17 protein-coding genes are annotated in these 18,207 nt (G+C 61.7%); all 17 read left to right on the top strand.

Going from position 1 to position 18,207, the window contains the following annotated elements; genetic code table 11:
* The first annotated feature begins 241 nt into the window (after positions 1–241).
* The 17 genes from dapF to mraY all read left to right on the top strand — a co-directional run bounded on the left by dapF (position 242) and on the right by mraY (position 18,207).
* On the top strand, positions 242–1,111 hold the full coding sequence (gene dapF / locus KKO72_RS08230) for a diaminopimelate epimerase (RefSeq protein WP_214937236.1): 870 nt from the start codon (positions 242–244) through the stop codon (positions 1,109–1,111).
* A gap of 8 nt (positions 1,112–1,119) precedes the next feature.
* Complete coding sequence (locus tag KKO72_RS08225; RefSeq protein ID WP_214937234.1) at positions 1,120–1,839, top strand: DUF484 family protein; 720 nt, start codon at positions 1,120–1,122, stop codon at positions 1,837–1,839.
* Between the two features lie 26 nt (positions 1,840–1,865).
* Positions 1,866–2,831 (top strand): tyrosine recombinase XerC, encoded by a 966-nt coding sequence (locus KKO72_RS08220; protein ID WP_214937232.1) that lies wholly within the window; start codon positions 1,866–1,868, stop codon positions 2,829–2,831.
* Positions 2,832–2,867: 36 nt separating this feature from the next.
* Positions 2,868–3,179, top strand: coding sequence for a hypothetical protein (locus tag KKO72_RS08215; protein ID WP_180129069.1), 312 nt, complete (start codon positions 2,868–2,870; stop codon positions 3,177–3,179).
* The gene (locus tag KKO72_RS08210; protein ID WP_214937230.1) at positions 3,180–4,361 is read left to right on the top strand and encodes a class I SAM-dependent rRNA methyltransferase; all 1,182 of its coding nucleotides are present in this window, start codon (positions 3,180–3,182) and stop codon (positions 4,359–4,361) included.
* Between the two features lie 52 nt (positions 4,362–4,413).
* Complete coding sequence (locus KKO72_RS08205) at positions 4,414–5,475, top strand: GTP-binding protein (protein WP_214937228.1); 1,062 nt, start codon at positions 4,414–4,416, stop codon at positions 5,473–5,475.
* 354 nt (positions 5,476–5,829) lie between these two features.
* Entirely contained in the window at positions 5,830–6,663 is an 834-nt protein-coding gene (dksA, locus tag KKO72_RS20930) for an RNA polymerase-binding protein DksA (RefSeq protein ID WP_244899945.1), read from the top strand.
* Positions 6,664–6,702: 39 nt separating this feature from the next.
* Complete coding sequence (locus KKO72_RS08195) at positions 6,703–8,406, top strand: STAS domain-containing protein (RefSeq protein WP_214937226.1); 1,704 nt, start codon at positions 6,703–6,705, stop codon at positions 8,404–8,406.
* A 15-nt stretch (positions 8,407–8,421) separates the two neighbouring features.
* A complete protein-coding gene (hslV, locus tag KKO72_RS08190; RefSeq protein ID WP_078364392.1) occupies positions 8,422–8,967 on the top strand; it encodes an ATP-dependent protease subunit HslV in 546 nt (181 codons plus the stop codon).
* A gap of 61 nt (positions 8,968–9,028) precedes the next feature.
* Complete coding sequence (gene hslU / locus KKO72_RS08185; protein ID WP_214937224.1) at positions 9,029–10,360, top strand: ATP-dependent protease ATPase subunit HslU; 1,332 nt, start codon at positions 9,029–9,031, stop codon at positions 10,358–10,360.
* 292 nt (positions 10,361–10,652) lie between these two features.
* Positions 10,653–11,081 carry a division/cell wall cluster transcriptional repressor MraZ gene (gene mraZ, locus KKO72_RS08180; protein ID WP_078364389.1) on the top strand — a complete coding sequence of 143 codons (429 nt, stop codon included), beginning with the start codon at positions 10,653–10,655 and terminating at the stop codon, positions 11,079–11,081.
* 9 nt (positions 11,082–11,090) lie between these two features.
* Complete coding sequence (rsmH, locus tag KKO72_RS08175) at positions 11,091–12,044, top strand: 16S rRNA (cytosine(1402)-N(4))-methyltransferase RsmH (RefSeq protein ID WP_214937222.1); 954 nt, start codon at positions 11,091–11,093, stop codon at positions 12,042–12,044.
* Positions 12,041–12,370, top strand: coding sequence for a cell division protein FtsL (ftsL, locus tag KKO72_RS08170; protein ID WP_214937220.1), 330 nt, complete (start codon positions 12,041–12,043; stop codon positions 12,368–12,370). The genes rsmH and ftsL overlap by 4 nt, the downstream gene beginning before the upstream one ends.
* Positions 12,367–14,100: a penicillin-binding protein 2 gene (locus KKO72_RS08165; RefSeq protein ID WP_214937218.1), complete on the top strand. Its 1,734-nt coding sequence runs from the start codon at positions 12,367–12,369 to the stop codon at positions 14,098–14,100. The genes ftsL and KKO72_RS08165 overlap by 4 nt, the downstream gene beginning before the upstream one ends.
* On the top strand, positions 14,100–15,614 hold the full coding sequence (locus KKO72_RS08160; protein ID WP_214937216.1) for a UDP-N-acetylmuramoyl-L-alanyl-D-glutamate--2,6-diaminopimelate ligase: 1,515 nt from the start codon (positions 14,100–14,102) through the stop codon (positions 15,612–15,614). The genes KKO72_RS08165 and KKO72_RS08160 overlap by 1 nt, the downstream gene beginning before the upstream one ends.
* Entirely contained in the window at positions 15,611–17,035 is a 1,425-nt protein-coding gene (gene murF, locus KKO72_RS08155; protein ID WP_214937214.1) for a UDP-N-acetylmuramoyl-tripeptide--D-alanyl-D-alanine ligase, read from the top strand. Before KKO72_RS08160 ends, murF begins: the two co-directional genes overlap by 4 nt.
* Positions 17,029–18,207: a phospho-N-acetylmuramoyl-pentapeptide-transferase gene (gene mraY / locus KKO72_RS08150; protein WP_214937212.1), complete on the top strand. Its 1,179-nt coding sequence runs from the start codon at positions 17,029–17,031 to the stop codon at positions 18,205–18,207. The genes murF and mraY overlap by 7 nt, the downstream gene beginning before the upstream one ends.

Genomic DNA, 18,207 nt, shown 5'->3' with positions numbered 1-18,207 from the left:
GCAGACGGACCATGCGGAAGGCGGGCGAATTGGATGTCCAAGACCTGAGGCGCCAGGGTCGCGGATCGGGCGGAGGTCGGGGGCGATTTTAAAAAGCGAAGCGTCATGAGCCCCCGGCCTCTGCGCGGTCCACGTCCCGGGTCAAAACTGATGCGGCGACGAGTTCAACCGTGAACACACCGCCCGAGAGCATCACACGATCCTAGATGCGGTCCCGGCGCTCCCATAGATAATGCCGACCATGCGAATCCCCTTTACCAAAATGCAAGGTGCTGGCAACGACTTTGTGGTGCTGGACGAAACCCGCACCCACTACGGCCTCACCCCCGCGCAATACCGCTTTCTGGCCGACCGCCACTTTGGTGTGGGCGCCGACCAGATCCTCACGGTGCGCCCGGCCACCAGCCCCGACATGGATTTCTCCTACGTCATCCACAACGCCGACGGTGGCCAGGTCGAGCACTGCGGCAACGGCGCGCGCTGTTTCATGGCTTTTGTGCGCCGTCAGGGCCTCACCGCCAAAGACGTGGTGACGGTGCAGACCATGAACCGCGTCTTGCAGTTACAACGCCAGCCCGATGGCCGGGTCACGGTCGACATGGAGGCTCCGGACTTTGCGCTGGCCCACCTGCCGTTTGACGCCACTGGTTTGCAGGCCGACCCCTCCGGTTCTTGGGAAAAATGGCCTCTAGCCCTTGATAATCAAGGGCAGAATACTATTGTTAAAGTAGCGCTTGTGTCCATGGGCAACCCCCATGCGGTGATGCTGGTGGACGATGTGGACACGGCCCCGGTGTTGACCCTGGGGCCGCTGGTGCAACAGCAGGGCGCTTTCCCGCGTGGTGTCAATGTGGGTTTTATGCAGGTGCTGGATCGCAACCACATCCGCCTGCGCGTGTATGAACGCGGCGCCGGTGAAACCTTGGCTTGTGGCACCGGTGCCTGTGCGGCGGCGGTGGCTGGCATCCGTCTGGGCTTGCTCGACGCCACGGTCGATGTGGCCACTCACGGTGGCACCCTCACCATCAGTTGGCAGGGCGGCAGTGAGCCGGTGCTGCTCACTGGCCCGGCCACCGTGGTTTTTGATGGCGAAATTGAACTCCCGAACTGAAGGCAAACATGTCACCCACCTCTCATCTCCCCAGCGCCATTGGCAGCCCGATCACCGAAGACGACATCGCCAACTACCTGGCCAACACCCCTGATTTTTTTGAACGCCATGCTGAGTTGCTGGCCGCCGTGCAGCTCACCAGCCCGCACAGCCAGCGTGCGGTCAGCCTGCAGGAGCGCCAGGCCACCTTGTTGCGCGAAAAAATCCGGATGCTGGAGCAGCGCATCATGGACATGATCCGCAACGTCAACGAAAACATGGTGTTGTCCGACAAGCTGCTGTATTGGGCGCGCACCCTGTTCCTCAACACCGATGTGCAGGCATTGCCGCAGCTGATTGCCGACGAGCTGGCCGACCAGTTTTCGGTGCCGCAGGTCGGCATCAAGGTCTGGGGTGTGGCGCCGCAGTACGCGTCCTGCGAGTTCGCCACCGGCGTCAGCGACGATGCCAAGTCCTTTGCCACCTCGCTGACTGAGCCGTTTTGCGGCGTCAACACCGGGCTGGAGGCGATCAACTGGCTGCCCGAACCGCAGGCGGCGGTGTCGCTGGCGATTTTGCCGCTGCGTGGTTTGCCGGACGCCAACGGCGCACACGGCGGTGTGGCGCCAGCGTTTGGTCTGCTGGTGCTGGCCTCACCCGACGCACAACGTTTTGCCAGCACCATGGGCACCGATTTCCTGGCGCGTATTTCCGAGCTGGCCAGCGCAGCGCTCTCGCCGCTGCGTTAGTCTCTGTTGCACCGCTTGTTCCGCGCATGATCGACCCCCTGGTTCAGCGTTACCTGGACCATGTGCGTTTTGAGAAACGCCTGGCTGAGCGCACGGCCACGCTTTACAGCCTGGACCTGGCCAAACTGGCGGAACTGGCCGCCACAGCTGGTGTGGGGCTGACCGAGGTCCAGCCGACCCATATCCGGCGCTGGGCGGCGCAGATGCACAGCGCTGGCCGCAGTGGCCGGGGGATTGCGCTGATTCTGTCGGGCTGGCGCGGTTTTTATACCTGGCTGGGCCATGAAGGCCTGGTGCAGGTCAACCCGGTGCTCAATGTCAGGGCACCCAAAGCCGCCAAACCCTTGCCCAAGGCGCTCACCGTAGATGATGCGGTGCAACTCGCCAGCTTCCAAAATGAGAGTGACAACCCCTGGCTGGAAGCTCGTGACGCGGCCCTGGTCGAGTTGCTCTACGGCGGCGGCCTGCGTCTGGCGGAGGTCACCGGTCTGGATGTGGTGGCCAGCGCCAGCGCACGCGGCTGGCTCGATTTACAAGCGGGTGAGGCCCATGTGCTGGGCAAAGGCAGCAAACGCCGGATTGTGCCGGTCGGCAGCCAGGCGGTGGCTGCGGTGCAGCGCTGGCTGGCTGTGCGGGATCAGGGTTTGCCCCGGCGCGCACAGGCGGCGGGTGCCGCTCTCACCGAAGTACAGGCCGCGCTGTTCATCGGGCGCAACGGCACGCGTTTGTCGGCGCAGTCGGTCTGGAAGCGGCTGCAGTCACGCAGCCTGTTGGCCGGGCTGGCCGCACCGGTGCACCCGCACATGCTGCGCCATTCCTTTGCCAGCCATGTCCTGCAGTCCAGCAGCGACCTGCGTGGGGTGCAGGAGTTGCTGGGCCATGCCAACATCAGCACCACCCAGATCTACACCCGGCTGGACTTTGGCCACCTGACCAAGGCCTATGATGCGGCGCACCCGCGCGCGCGCCTCAAGCCGGGTAGTTCAAAATAGCGACTTTCCCCTCAACTTCTCATCAACAGGTGCCCTATGCAAAAGCAAATCAGCGTTGTCTTGGACAAAGGAGTTGAACTGACTTTCCCCGTGCCCGACGGCACCCCTCTGGCGCACGACGCCGCACGTGCCTGGCTTGACAAACAGTTCGTTGAGCTGGAATGTGAGCCGCTGCGCGCCAGCGGCAAGGTGCTGACCGCTGACAAGGTGCTGGTGGTGACCCAAGCCGCCGGTGCCGCGCTGTTGAAGGACCCGAAGTGGGCCGCTGGCTACGTGGCCGCGGTGAGTTCGGCGCTGGGCAAACCCATGATCCGTGTGGATGTGCCTGCCATGGCCATCACTTATTGAATGAAAGTTATCCGTCTGCGACCTGGCAAGGAGCGTTCCCTCCTGCGCCAACACCCCTGGATTTTTGAGTTGGCCATCGCCCGCGGGAGTGCCGACCCCGGTGAAACCGTGCGTGTGGAATCGAGCGAGGGCCAGTTTCTGGCCTGGGCGGCGTTCAGCCCCAGCTCCAAAATCCGCGCCCGGGCCTGGAGTTTTGATGAAAAACAACGCATCGATGCATCGTTTTTTGTAGCTACTTGCTCAAACGCCATAAGGGCCAGGGGCCGATTTGGCATTCAAAGCAACGGTGTGCGCCTGATCCACGGCGAGTCTGACGGTTTGCCTGGGCTGATTGTGGACCGCTACGCAGACACGCTGGTGGCGCAGTTCACCAGTGCCGGTGTCGAGCGTTGGAAAGACGTGATTGCCGACGCACTACTCGCCGCCACGGGCCTGACCAAACTGTACGAGCGCAGCGACGCCAGCAGCCGCACACTCGAAGGCCTGGCCGAGACCACCGGCTGGCTGCGTGGTGAGGGTGCAGTGGAACTGCTGCTGCAGGAGCACAGCTGGCAGCTCGCGGTGAACATCGCCGAAGGCCACAAAACCGGCTTTTACCTGGACCAGCGCGACAGCCGCAAACGCTTTTTTGACTACTGCCAACGGCTCCGGTTTGAGCGCGTGCTCAATTGTTACTGTTATACCGGCGGCTTCACCGTGGCCGGGCTGCAGGGTGGTGCGGCGCATGTCACCTCGATCGACTCCAGCGGCCCGGCGTTGGCCAAGGCTGCGGCCAATGTGGCGCTCAATGGGCTGGCGCCAGAGCGCGCCAGCTTCATGGATGCCGATGTGAACGCCTCGCTGCGCCAGTTTGCCGAACAGGGCCGCACGTTTGACGCCATCGTGCTCGACCCGCCCAAGTTTGCACCCACAGTGGCACATGCCGAACGTGCCGCGCGGGCTTACAAAGACATCAACCGCCTGGCCTTCAAGATCCTGGAGCCAGGGGGTGTTTTGTTCACCTACAGCTGCTCGGGTGGCATCAGCGCCGACCTGTTCCACAAAATTGTGGCCTCGGCCGGCTGTGATGCCGGGGTGGACGGTTTCATCCACGAACGGATGGGCGGTGCGCCCGACCACCCGATGACCATCCATTTCCCTGAGGGGGAATACCTCAAAGGTCTGGTGGTCATGCGTAAGTGAGCTGCAGCCGGTTCGTCGTTACACTCGCTGCCTTTCCAATCCCCGCTCTACCATGTCTCTGATTCCTGCCACGATCCTCACCGGTTTTCTCGGCTCCGGCAAAACCACACTGCTCAAACGTGTGCTGGCCGAGGCGCATGGCCAGAAGATTGCTGTGATCGAGAACGAGTTTGGTGAGGAAAACATCGACAACGACATTTTGGTGACCGACTCCAAGGAGCAGATCATCCAGATGAGCAATGGCTGCATCTGCTGCTCCATCCGCGAAGACTTGCGTGAAGCCCTGCAGTTGCTGGCGGCCAAAAAGCGCCAGGGCCTGCTCGACTTTGACCGGGTGGTGATCGAAACCACCGGTGTGGCCGACCCCGGCCCGGTGGCGCAGACCTTTTTCATGGACGACGAGATCGCCGAGAGTTACTTGTTGGACTCGATCCTGACCCTGGTGGATGCCAAACACGCCAACCAGCAGCTCGACGACCGCCAGGAAGCCCGCCGCCAGGTGGGGTTCGCCGACCAGATTTTCCTCAGCAAGACCGATCTGGTGTCGGCCGAAGAGGTATCGGACTTGCAGCACCGCCTCAAACACATGAACCCGCGTGCGCCGCAAAAAGCCGTGCATTTTGGTGAGGTGGCGCTCAGTGAGGTGTTTGACCTGCGTGGTTTTAACCTCAACACCAAACTCGACATTGACCCGGACTTTCTCAAGGAAGACGACCACGATCATCACGAACACCATGACCACGCACATGGTGAGCATTGCGACCACCCGTCGCACCTGCATGATGGGCACCACCACGCCCACGATGACGACGTCAAGAGTTTTGTGTTCCGTTCAGACCGCGCGTTCGATCCGGCCAAACTCGAAGACTTTCTGGGTGCGGTGGTCAACATCTATGGCCCGCGCATGTTGCGCTACAAAGGTGTGCTTTACATGCAGGGCACCGAGCGCAAGGTGATTTTCCAGGGTGTGCACCAGTTGATGGGCAGTGACCTGGGCCCCGCATGGGCCAAAGACGAAAAACGTTGTAGCAAAATGGTATTTATTGGTATCGATCTGCCCCAGGACATTTTCCTGCAAGGTATGGAGCAAGCCTTGTGTGAGCCTGTCTTTTAACCCCGCCCCGGAGGGCTGATGTTTGTCTCTCTTTTGCAACTGATGGGTTTTTCGAAGGCTGCGCCAGTACACTCGCGCGCCGAAGAAAAAGCGCCAACCGGCGTTTCCAGGTTGCCAACGACGGTACAAACAACAGTTTCCTCTGCCAAAGCTCATAAAAACCCCGCCAGGAGACCACCTGTGAAAGCGCCAGTCGTGAAACAGAAAGCTGTACCCGCCAAAGCGGTTGTTGCCGCCAAGCCCGCCCCTGCGGCCAAAGCCAGTCAAGCGGCGCCAACCAAGAAGGCGGTGGTGGCCTCTCCAGCCAAACCGGCGGCCAAGCCAGCTGCCAAAACCAAAGCAGCGGACACGCCTGTGGCGGTTGTTAAAAAGGCAGCAGCGGTTAAAAAAACCGAAACTGCCAAAGCAGCGCCGGAGCCAAAACCGGCGCCATCCCGTTCCCCAAAGAAGCCTTTATCTGTGACCACTCTCGATCAAACCGCAACCGTGACCTCTACTCCCAAATTCACCAGAGCCCCGAAACCCAACGAGTCGGTGGCAGCGGTCAAACCAGCCGCTGTGGCGCAACTCACGCCGCTGGGCGTGCCGGTGCGTTCTGGGCGCCCGTCCTCGCGGCTGGCACAGTTGACTGTTCCGTCGATGGCGCAGTCGGTGGCGTCCACAGCGGCCAAGGCCAGTTTTACCCAGATGACCTCGGTGCAGCCGATCGTGTCGCCGCTGGCCTCGGCCATCAAAAAAGACCCTAAGCTGGCCAACAACTGGAAGACCAAGTCGGTGGCCGAACTGACGGATGCCGAAATCATTGCCATGTCGGATGATGACTACATGAACGACACCCAAATGGCGTTTTTCCGTCAGAAGTTGGTGGCGCTCAAGACCGACATCCTCAGCAACGCGGGTGAAACCACCGAGCATTTGCGTGAAGACACGGTGGTGGTGCCGGATCCGGCCGACCGGGCAACGATCGAGGAAGAACACGCCCTGGAGTTGCGCACCCGCGACCGTGAGCGCAAATTGCTCAAGAAGATCGAGCAGTCCATAAACCGCATCGACGCGGGTGACTATGGCTACTGCGACGAAACCGGCGAGCCGATTGGTGTGGGCCGACTGCTGGCCCGCCCGACCGCCACCTTGTCGCTGGAGGCACAACAACGCCGTGAACTCAAGCAGAAAATGTTTGGGGACTGAGACGGCGTGTTGGCTGGGCTGATAACACCAGGCTGAGTGATGGCAACCAAAGACACTCCTACCGGTTTGTTGGCCAGGGTTGCCAATTTTGTGCGTAGCCCGGTGAGTGATGTGCTGCCGCCGCAGGGTGCGGCTGCGGCGGAACAGGGTGAGCTGGGCAAGCTGGCGATCAAACGCATGGTTGAGCGCAAGGCGCATAACGATGCGGTGCGCCAGCGCGAGTTCAGCCAGCTGCGCAAATTGCGCGAAGTGTCGCCGTCGGCCTTGTCTGAGATGGCGGCGCGCGCCTCGTTCTACCAAGACAGTTCGGGGTTTCCAGAGTCTGAAACACGTGCCTCGACCCTCAAGAAGATCGACGAGATCGAAGCCCAGATGTCCAGGCAGTGGTGGAACGGCCAGCAGCGCAAGCAGGGGGAACCCGCAGCAACGGCACCACCCAGCACCATCCCATCAACAACCTCAGCCTCCTCCGTGGCGCGTACGCCAGCGCTTGCCACCGGGAGCAGCCTCTCCAGCACAGCGGGGGTAGAGTCGCAGATCGACACCCGTCTGGCATTTGCACCGACCATGCCGACCAGTCTGGAGGCCTTGACGCCGCAGCTGCCCATCAGCGCTGCTCAGGATCAGGCGTGGTCGGCCAAGTCGCGCGCCAAGCTCACTATGCCGGTCGGTGTGGCCAGTTTTGAGCCCACCGATTACAGCGACTTTTCCTGCTCCAACATGGTCTCGGTCGAGATGGGGCAGGTGTCCTCTGATCCGGTGATCGAAGATGCGGCCATCCGTTTTGCCAACAGCGATGACGCCGGTGCCGAGTCGGTGCTGACGCTGGCGCTCAAAGGGGAAGCCGCCGATCCAAGTGCCAAGGCGGTGTGGACCACCGCCTTGCAGGACCTGTACCGATCCACCGGCCAGGTCGCCCTGTACGAGCGACTGGCGCAGGTTCAAGCCCAGCGCAGCCCCGCAGTGGCACGGTGGCAGTCGCCCGCGATGCTCGACAAGCTGGCCGTCGCGCATTTGCAAGCCAGTGTCACAACGGGGGGCAACCTTCACCGGCTGGACTGGCGTCTGCTGGAAAACATCAGCCCGGACGCGGCGGTCGCTTTGGCGGCGGTGATGCGGCAGTGGTGTGATCAAGCTTTGTCCCTGCAATTTGACAACCTGGACCGTCTGGACGCGCAGTTGCGTGCCAACACGCCCCTGGGTGACCGGGAAGTTGCCCAGCTCTGGTGGCAATTGCGCCTGCATGCCTTGCGTGTGCTGGGCTCGCGCGAAGAGTTTGAGCTGGTGTCGATGGACTACTGCGTGACCTACGACATCTCGCCGCCGGCCTGGCAGGATGCGCGTTGTCAGCATGTGTTGGCTCAGAGCGTGGGCACCATGGGGTTCGACTGGCGCGACGAACTGAACCAGGTGTCGACGCTGGCCGATCCCCTGACCGAGCGCACACCGTTTGTTGATGCCAATGCCAGCCGCATGGAGCTGGCCGGTGAACTTCTCGGCAGCGTGGCTGCAGGTCTCAAGCCCTTGCAGCAAGCCTTGTTGGCCAAGGGGGATGTGCTGATCACCTGCGACGCGCTGGTGCGTGTCGACTTTTCCGCCGCCGGCAGCATTCTGAACTGGGTCGCCAGTGCACAGGCGACCGGCAAAAAGATCGAGTTTGCGCGTTTGCCCCATTTGGTGGCGGCGTTTTTCAACCTGATCGGCATCAACGAACATGCGCGGGTGACCGCCCGCAGCAACTAGGATACACAACGCGTTATGGAACAATTTCACGGAACCACCATCATCAGCGTGCGTCGCCAGACACCAGACGGTGTCCAGGTGGCGATTGGTGGTGACGGGCAGGTGACCCTGGGCAACATCGTGGTCAAGGGCACGGCACGCAAGGTGCGCAAGCTCTACCATGGCAAGGTGCTGGCCGGTTTTGCGGGCGCCACGGCCGACGCCTTCACCCTGTTCGAGCGTTTTGAGGCTAAGCTGGAAAAGCATCAGGGGCATCTGGTGCGAGCCGCCATCGAGCTGACCAAGGACTGGCGTACCGACCGCGTGTTACGTCGCCTGGAGGCCATGCTGGCCGTGGCCGACAAAGAGGCCTCGCTGATCATCACCGGCAATGGTGATGTGCTGGAGCCCGAAAACGGCATTGTGGCGATTGGCTCAGGTGGCGCCTATGCACAGGCTGCGGCGATCGCTTTGCTCAGCAACACCGAGTTGTCAGCCACCGAGATGGTCAAAAAATCCTTGGAAATTGCTGGTGAGATTTGTATCTACACCAACATGAACCACACCATCGAGAGTCTCTGAACGCCAGCACACTGGCCTGAACCTCAGCAGCCGGACGGCTGCACCTTTCACTGATTGAACCATGTCATCTTTAACCCCCCAGGACATCGTCGCTGAACTCGACAAACACATTGTTGGCCAGCAGCAGGCCAAACGGGCCGTGGCGATTGCGCTGCGCAACCGCTGGCGCAGGCAGCAGGTCCACAGCGATCTGCGCGGTGAAATCACCCCCAAGAACATCCTGATGATTGGCCCCACGGGCGTGGGCAAAACCGAGATTGCGCGGCGCCTGGCACGTCTGGCCGATGCACCGTTCATCAAGGTGGAAGCGACCAAGTTCACCGAGGTCGGGTATGTTGGCAAAGACGTGGATTCGATCATCCGTGATCTGGCGGATGTGGCGGTCAAGCAAACCCGCCAGGCCGAGATGCAAAAAGTGCGGACCCGCGCCGAAGACGCTGCAGAGGACCGCGTGCTTGACATCCTGATCCCGATGCCGCGCAAGGAATTTGGCGTGATGGAAGCGCAGGAGCCCGAAAGCGCCGCACGCCAGACCTTTCGCAAGAAGCTGCGCGAGGGGCAGTTGCACGACCGTGAGATCGAACTCGATGTCGCCCAGGCCTCACCTCGCCTGGAGGTCATGGGCCCGGCGGGCATGGAAGAGATGGCAGAACAGCTGCGCGGCATGTTTGGTCAGCTCAACACCGCCAAAAAACAGACCCGCAAGCTCAAGATCAGCGAAGCGCTCAAACTGCTGGCTGACGAGGAAGCCGCCAAACTCGTGAACGACGACGACATCAAGACCCAGGCGCTGCAAATGCTGGAGCAAAACGGCATTGTGTTTATTGATGAGATCGACAAGGTCACCTCGCGCGCAGAAAGTGGCAGTGCCGAGGTGTCACGCCAAGGCGTGCAGCGCGACCTGTTGCCACTGGTGGAGGGCACCTCGGTGTCGACCAAATACGGCACCGTCAAGACCGACCACATCCTGTTTATCGCCTCGGGTGCTTTCCATCTGAGCAAACCCAGCGATCTGATTCCCGAGTTGCAGGGGCGTTTTCCGATCCGTGTTGAGCTGCAGTCGCTCTCGGTGGCGGATTTTGTCGCGATTCTGACCCAAACCCACGCCTCGCTGGTCAAGCAATACCAGGCTTTGCTGGCCACCGAACAGGTGGCTGTGGTGTTCACCGATGAGGGCATCACACGCCTCGCGCAGATCGCCTTTGATGTGAATGAGCGCACAGAGAATATTGGTGCACGCAGGTTGTCCACGGTGATGGAACGCCTGCTCGATGAGGTGAGTTTCAACGCCAGCCAACTGGGCGGTCAAACGGTGCAGGTGGATGCCGCCTATGTTGAGTCTCGCCTGGCAGAACTCAGCAAAAACGAAGATCTGAGCCGTTACATCCTGTAATTCCCATTCGGCAGCCGACCGTCATCCGGTAACTTTGCACGTTTCTTGAGGATGTTTTTCATCCTCAAGCATCACTTTCAGTGCGTCTTCTAAGTGCTTAATTTACAACGATTTTGTCAGGCTGTCGCCTTCAAAGTCGCTGCTAAGTTGTTGATTTCATTGTAAAAATTTGTAGTCCGTGTGTTTGCGGGAAACAATTTTGCTGATACAGTGCAAAAAAGTGCAATTTAGTGGTGGAAAGTGCCTTTTCTCTGCGTTTGCTCAACTGATTTATCCAAAAAGGTCATTTCAAGTGTTTCAAGGGGCTTCCTCATTGAGTCTGGATGCAAAGGGTCGGCTGTCTGTGCCGACCCGGCATCGTGACGTCTTGAGTGCCACCGCCAGTGGCCAGCTCACCATCACGAAACACCCTGACGGCTGCCTGATGATTTTCGCGCGGCCCGAGTGGGAGAAGTTCCGCGAACGCATTGGTTCGTTGCCGATGTCGGCACAGTGGTGGAAACGTATCTTTTTGGGCAATGCCATGGATGTGGAGATCGATGCCACCGGTCGTGTGCTGGTGTCGCCTGAACTGCGCGCGGCCGCCGGCATCACCAAGGAAGCGGTGTTGCTCGGCATGGGCAGCTACTTTGAGCTCTGGGACAAAGCGACCTACGATGCCAAAGAAGCCCAGGCCATGCAGGGCGGCATGCCCGATGTTTTCAAAGACTTTGCGTTCTGAAGGCTGGCGGTGGACAACGCATGGACACACACCACCGTGTTGTTGGGCGAAGCAGTCGACGCTTTGCTTGGCAGTGCTGACACGACTGGCCCCAGCCCGGCGCCAGCGGTGTACGTGGATGCCACTTTTGGTCGGGGTGGCCACAGCCGCCTGATTCTGTCGCGATTGGCTGCAGAAGCGCGGCTGATTGCGTTTGACAAAGACCCCGATGCCCTGGCGGAGGCGGCCAGCATCACCGACCCGCGTTTTTCGATTCGCCACCAGGGTTTCAGTCATCTGGATGAGTTGCCTGAGGCCAGTGTGGCCGGGGTTTTGCTTGATTTGGGTATCAGCTCGCCGCAGGTGGACAACCCGGCGCGGGGTTTCAGTTTCAGGTTCGAAGGTCCTCTGGATATGCGCATGGACACCACCCGCGGCACCTCGGTGGCGCAATGGCTGGCCCACGCGGAAGTTGATCAAATAACGGAGGTGATTCGTGACTATGGCGAAGAACGGTTTGCTGGCCCCATTGCAAAGGCGATTGTTGCGCGCCGACAGGCTCGGGGCCCCCTTGTCTCCACCACTGAACTGGCCCAGCTCGTGGCTGACACGGTCAAAACCCGCGAGCCGGGTCAGAACCCTGCAACGCGCACATTTCAGGCTTTTCGGATTTTCATCAACGCCGAGCTTGAAGAGCTGCAACAGGCGTTAGACGGCGCACTCAAGGTGCTTCAGCCCGGTGGGCGGTTGGTGGTGATCAGTTTCCATTCGCTGGAAGACCGCATCGTCAAACAGTTCATCACCCAGCACGCAAAAGAGGTGTACGACCGCCGTGCTCCGTTTGCCGCACCCCAGGTGATGCACCTCAAGGCGCTGGGTCGCAGTCGCCCGAGTGCTGCCGAGGTGGCGGCTAACCCGCGCGCCCGTAGTGCGATCATGCGGGTTGCCGAACGCACGGCTGAACCGATCCGGGGGCACGCATGATGCGCTTGAACATGTTGTTGCTGCTGGGGGTGGTGCTCAGTGCCCTGTACCTGGTGAATGTGCAGTACGAGTCGCGCCATCTGTTCTCTGAGCTTGACCGTGCCCGTGCCCAGGCGCACAAGCTGGAACTTGAAAACGAGCGTCTGCAGGTGGAGAAACGCGCGCAATCCACTTCGGCGCGGATCGAGGGGCTGGCCAAGTCGCGCTTGCAGATGCGCCCGGCCAACCCGGCCATCACCACCTATGTGGCCTATGCAGGCGGCGCCAACGAGCAGCCTGGCGCCGGTAAACCTGCCAACCCCAGCAGCAGCGGGCAGCTGAGATGAGCCGCAGCATCGCCTACAACTCCAGCCCCTTGCTGGCCAGCCCGACCCCGGTCTGGCGCAGCAAGTTCATCGTGGCCGCGATTGCCCTGGCTTTTGCCGGTTTGGCCGGGCGGGCGGTCTACATCCAAGTGCTTGAAAACGATTTTTTCCAGAGGCAAGGGGAGGTGCGTTTTGCCCGCACGCTGGCGCTACCGGCCAGCCGCGGACGCATTCTGGACCGCAATGGGGTGATTCTGGCCTCCAGCATCCCGGTGCCCAGCATCTGGGCGATTCCCGAGGATGTGGACCGCGATCCGGTCAAGCTCAAGAAGCTGGCCAAGTTGCTGGGTCTGACCATGACCGATCTCAACAAGAAGCTCGAAGACGAGGACAAGAGTTTTGTCTGGCTCAAGCGCCAGGTCGATGAGTCGGTTGGCAAAGAGATCGAGGCACTGGCCATCAAGGGCGTCTACCAGCGCAAGGAATACAAACGCCAGTACCCGGAAGGCGAGGCTGCCGCCCATGTGGTGGGCTTCACCAGTGTCGAAGACATGGGCCAGGAGGGTATCGAGCTGGCCTTCAACAAGGACCTGGGTGGGCGCAGCGGCTCGCGCCGGGTCATCAAGGACCGCATGGGCCGGGTGGTGGAAGCCGTGGGTGAGCAGATTGCCCCGGTGGATGGCCGTGACCTGCAGCTCAGCATCGACAGCAAGGTGCAGTTTTTTGCCTTCCAGACCCTCAAGGAAGCGGTGTTGTTACACAAGGCCAAAGCCGGCAGCGTGGTGGTGCTCGATGTGCACACTGGCGAGGTGCTGGCGCTGGCCAACTACCCGAGTTTTGTGCCGGACAAACGCCAGAACCTCAGCGGTGAACAGCTGCGCAACCGGGCCTTGACCGACAGTTTTGAGCCGGGTTCGACCATGAAGCCCTTTGTCATCGGGCTGGCGCTCAACACCGGGCGCGTCACCCCCAACACCCCGATCCAGACCGCACCTGGGCGTTTGACCATTGGCAGCGCCACCATTTCCGACTCACATGCTCACGGTGTGCTCAGTGTCAGCGAGGTGATCCAGAAGTCCAGCAACATCGGCACCGCCAAGATTGCGCTGCAAATGCCCGCGCGCGAGATGTGGGAGATGTTCAGCAACGTGGGTTTTGGTCAGAAGCCGCAAGTGCCGTTCCCGGGTGCGGTGAGTGGCCGCCTGCGCCCCTACAAAGGCTGGCGGCCGATTGAGCAGGCCACCATGAGCTACGGCTACGGCCTGTCGGTCAGCCTGATGCAGCTGGCCCATGCCTACACGGTGTTTGGCCGTGACGGCGACCTGGCACCGATCTCGATGCTCAAGGTGGACAACCCGGTCAGCGGCCAGCCGGTGTTCCAGAGCAAGGTGGCACGCGATGTGCGCACCATGTTGCACATGGTGGTTGGCCCCGGTGGGACCGCCTCCAAGGCGCAAACCATGGGTTATTCGGTCGGTGGCAAAACCGGTACCGCCCACAAGCAGGAGGGCCGGGGTTATGCCGGTCACCGTTACCGGGGCGTGTTTGCCGGTCTGGCACCGATCGACGCGCCACGGATTGTGGTGGCGGTGATGATTGACGAGCCCAGCAATGGCAAATATTTCGGGGGCGACACGGCCGCGCCGGTGTTCAGCAAAACCGTGCAACAAACCCTGCGGGTGCTGGGCATTGCACCCGACATGACGGTGGTGCCCCAGGTGGTCACCGAGACCGTCGAGGAGTCCTTCTGATGCGGCATCTGTCCAGTCCCCAAAAGGCCGTGTCCTGGCTGCGCGCACAGGTGCGTGGCCATTTGCGCACCGACAGCCGCCAACTGCAGCCCGGTGACGGTTTTCTGGCCTGGCCTGGTGCTGCAGTGGACGCGCGCCAGCATGTGGCGGCTGCGCTGGCAGCCGGTGCGGCGGCCTGTCTGGTGGAACAAAGTGGTGCCGAGGCCTTTGCTTTTGATGACCCACGTATCGCCAGTTACAGCGGTCTCAAGGCCGCCAGCGGTCCGCTGGCCAGCCTCTACTTTGACCAGCCCAGCCAGGCCTTGGCCGTGCTGGCTGTCACCGGCACCAATGGAAAAACTTCCACCGCCTGGTGGTTGGCCCAGGTACTCTCGAATTTGAAGCAGGTGGCGCCCATTCCATGCGGGCTGGTAGGCACTTTGGGCATTGGTGTGCCGCCCGATGTGGTGAGCACCGGCCTGACCACGCCCGACCCGGTGGCCTTGCAGTCGGCGTTTGCGCGTTTTGTGGCTCAGGGCTTTGGTGCCTGCGCCATTGAGGCCTCGTCGATTGGCATCGAAGAACACCGCCTGGACGGCACGCAGATCCACACCGCGATCCTGACCAATCTGACGCAGGATCACCTGGACTACCACGGCAGCATGGAAGCCTATTGGCAGGCCAAGACCAAACTTTTTGCCTGGCCCGGCCTGCGCGCGGCGGTTGTCAATGTAGATGATGCTTACGGCGCCGACCTGGCCCACACCCTGGCGGGCAGCGCACTGGATCTCTGGAGTGTTTCGATGTTGCCCGGTGCGGGCAACAGCGCGCGCCTACAGGCGCAGGCGATTGACTACAGCCAGGGCGGAACCCGTTTCACGGTGGTGGAAGCTGACCAGGCGCTGCCACTGGCCACCGGCCTGATTGGTGACTACAACGTGGCCAACCTGCTAGGTGTGATCGCGACTTTGCGCAGCCTGGGTGTGCCGCTGGCGGTGGCGGTGGATGCCTGCTCGGCCTTGACCCCGGTGCCGGGGCGTATGGAATGTGTCAACCTGCTGGGGCAGCCGCTGGTGGCGGTGGACTACGCCCACACCCCTGACGCACTGGCCAAGGCGCTCGATGCTCTGAAGCCAGTGGCGGCGCAACGGGGTGGCCAGCTCTGGTGTGTGTTTGGTTGCGGCGGTGACCGCGACACCCGCAAACGCCCGCTGATGGGCGCGGTGGCCGCCAGCCATGCCGACCGGGTGCTGGTGACCAGTGACAACCCGCGCAGCGAGGCGCCCGACGCCATCATCTGCCAGATTTTGCTGGGCTTGAGCGGCGTGCCCGATGTCATGGTGGAGCCGGACCGCGCCCGCGCCATCGCGCAGGCGCTGGCGCAAGCCGCCGCCGCGGATGTGGTGCTGGTGGCGGGCAAAGGCCACGAGGATTACCAAGAGATCGCCGGTCAGCGCCATCCCTTCCTGGACTTGGCGCATGTCCGCCAGGCGCTGGCGCAACGTGCCCCAAACGCCAACGGGGTGGCCGCATGAGCAGCCTGATGACCCTGCAACAAGCGGCCAGCTGGCTGGATCAGGCGCAAGCCGTGGGAATGGACGCGACTGTGCTGGTGGCGGTTGCCCGCGTGCACAGCGACACCCGCAGCCTGCAGCCTGGTGACCTGTTTGTGGCGCTGCGTGGCGAGCACTTTGACGCCAATGCTTTCCTGGCCGAGGCCAAGACCAAAGGCGCGGTGGCGGCCATTTGCCAGGGCGAGGGCGTTGCGGCACAACTGGCGCAAGCGGGCTTGCCCGGCCTGGTGGTGCCCGATGCCCGGCTGGCGCTGGCGCAACTGGCGACCCAACACCGCGCCCAGTTTGTGCTGCCGCTGATCGCGGTGACCGGCAGCAATGGCAAAACCACGGTGACCCAGATGGTCGCGGCGATCCTGCGCGCCCACCAGGGGGATGCCGCCTTGTCCACCCAAGGCAACTTCAACAACGACATCGGCGTGCCACTCACCGTGCTGCGCCTGACGCCTGCCCACTCAATAGCGGTGGTTGAACTGGGCATGAACCATCCCGGCGAAATCGCCACGCTGGCGGCCATTGCCCAGCCCACGGTGGCGCTGGTCAACAACGCCCAGCGTGAGCACCTCGAATTTATGCACACGGTGCAGGCTGTGGCTGAGGAAAACGGCTCGGTGATCCGTGCGCTGCCTGAGGACGGTGTGGCGGTGTTCCCAGCCGATGATGCTTACAGCCCGGTCTGGGCGGCCTTGGCGCGTCAGCGCAAAGTGCTGACCTTTGCGGCGCAGGCCCAAGCGGGTGCCGATGTGGTTGCGCTGCACGCCAATTGGCAAGACGCCGCCTGGCAGGTCAGCGCCAGCACACCCGCAGGTGAGTTGTCCTACAGCCTGCACATCGCCGGTGCCCACAACGTCAAGAACTCCCTCGCAGCGGTGGCCTGTGCGCTGGCCGCTGGTGTGCCGCTGGCCGCCATCGCGCAGGGTTTGAGTGCGTTTGAACCGGTTAAAGGCCGCAGCCGGGCGCTGCAGTTGCAGCACCTGGGGCGCGCCATCACCGTGGTGGACGACACCTACAACGCCAACCCGGACTCGGTGCGTGCCGCCATCGACGTGTTGGCGGCCCTGCCCGGGCCGCGTCTGCTGGTGCTTGGTGACATGGGTGAGGTGGGTGACCAGGGCCCGCAGTTCCATGCCGAGGCGTTGGCCCATGCTCGCCAGAAGAATATAGAAAAAGTGCTTGTGACCGGTATACAGACTGGGCAGGCAGCTATGAAGTTTGAAGAGATCAAGGTGTACCCCGAGATGATGGATTTACAAGCGGCGGTGCTCAGCACCTTGCCGGAGGTGGCCAGCGTGCTGGTCAAGGGCTCGCGTTTCATGAAGATGGAGCGGGTGGTGGAGGCATTGGTGGCGACCGCTGACGCGTCCCAGGGGGCCACATGCTGATCTGGCTGGCCCAATGGTTGCAAACCCTCTCGCCCGAACTGGGCTTTTTGCGCGTGTTCCAGTACCAGACCTTCCGCGCCGTGATGGCCGCGATGACCGCGCTGCTGATGGGCATTGCCGCCGGTCCCTGGGTGATCCGTCGCCTGACCGCACTCAAGATCGGCCAGCCGGTGCGTGGTTATGGCATGGAGTCGCACCTGGTCAAAAGTGGCACACCGACCATGGGCGGGGTGCTGATTTTGCTGAGCATCGCGATCTCGACCCTGCTGTGGTTTGACTGGAGCAACCGGTTCGTGTGGATCGTGTTGCTGGTGACGCTGGGTTTTGGCGCCATTGGCTGGTCGGACGATTGGCGCAAGGTGGTCAACAAAGACCCCGAGGGCATGCCCTCGCGCGAAAAATACCTGTGGCAGTCGCTGATTGGTTTGGCCGCTGCGCTGTACCTGGTGTTCAGCATTTCCGAGAACACCAACTACCGTGTGCTGGAGCTGTTCTTCACCTGGGTGCAGTCGGGGTTCGATCTGAGCCTGCCGCCCAAGGCCGGGCTGATGGTGCCGTTTTTCAAGGAAATCAGCTACCCGCTCGGTGTGCTGGGTTTTGTGATCCTGACCTATCTGGTGATTGTGGGTTCCAGCAACGCGGTGAACCTGACCGACGGGCTCGACGGCCTGGCGATCATGCCGGTGGTGATGGTCGGTGCCTGCCTGGGTATTTTTGCGTACGTCACCGGCAACGCTGTGTTTGCCCGTTACCTGTTTTTGCCGCACATCCCCGGGGCCGGTGAGCTGATGATTTTTTGTGCCGCGATGGCCGGAGCCGGGCTGGCCTTTTTGTGGTTCAACGCGCATCCGGCCCAGGTCTTCATGGGTGACGTGGGCGCGCTGGCGCTCGGTGGTGCTCTGGGCACCATCGCGGTGATTGTTCGGCAAGAGATTGTGCTGGCCATCATGGGTGGCATTTTTGTCGCCGAAGCGGTTTCAGTGATGCTGCAGGTGACGTACTTCAAGTACACCAAAAAACGTTTTGGCAGCGGCAAACGCCTGCTCAAGATGGCGCCCTTGCACCACCATTTTGAAAAAACCGGTTGGAAAGAAACCCAGGTGGTGGTGCGTTTCTGGATCATCACCATGTTGTTGTGCCTGATTGGCCTGTCCACCTTGAAGCTGAGGTGA

It is taken from the genome of Rhodoferax sp. U11-2br (assembly GCF_018619435.1).
In the GTDB taxonomy this organism is placed as follows: Bacteria; Pseudomonadota; Gammaproteobacteria; order Burkholderiales; family Burkholderiaceae_C; genus Rhodoferax.
The sequence above is the reverse complement of the archived record's forward strand: the minus strand, read 5'-3'. Positions and strand labels throughout refer to the sequence as shown.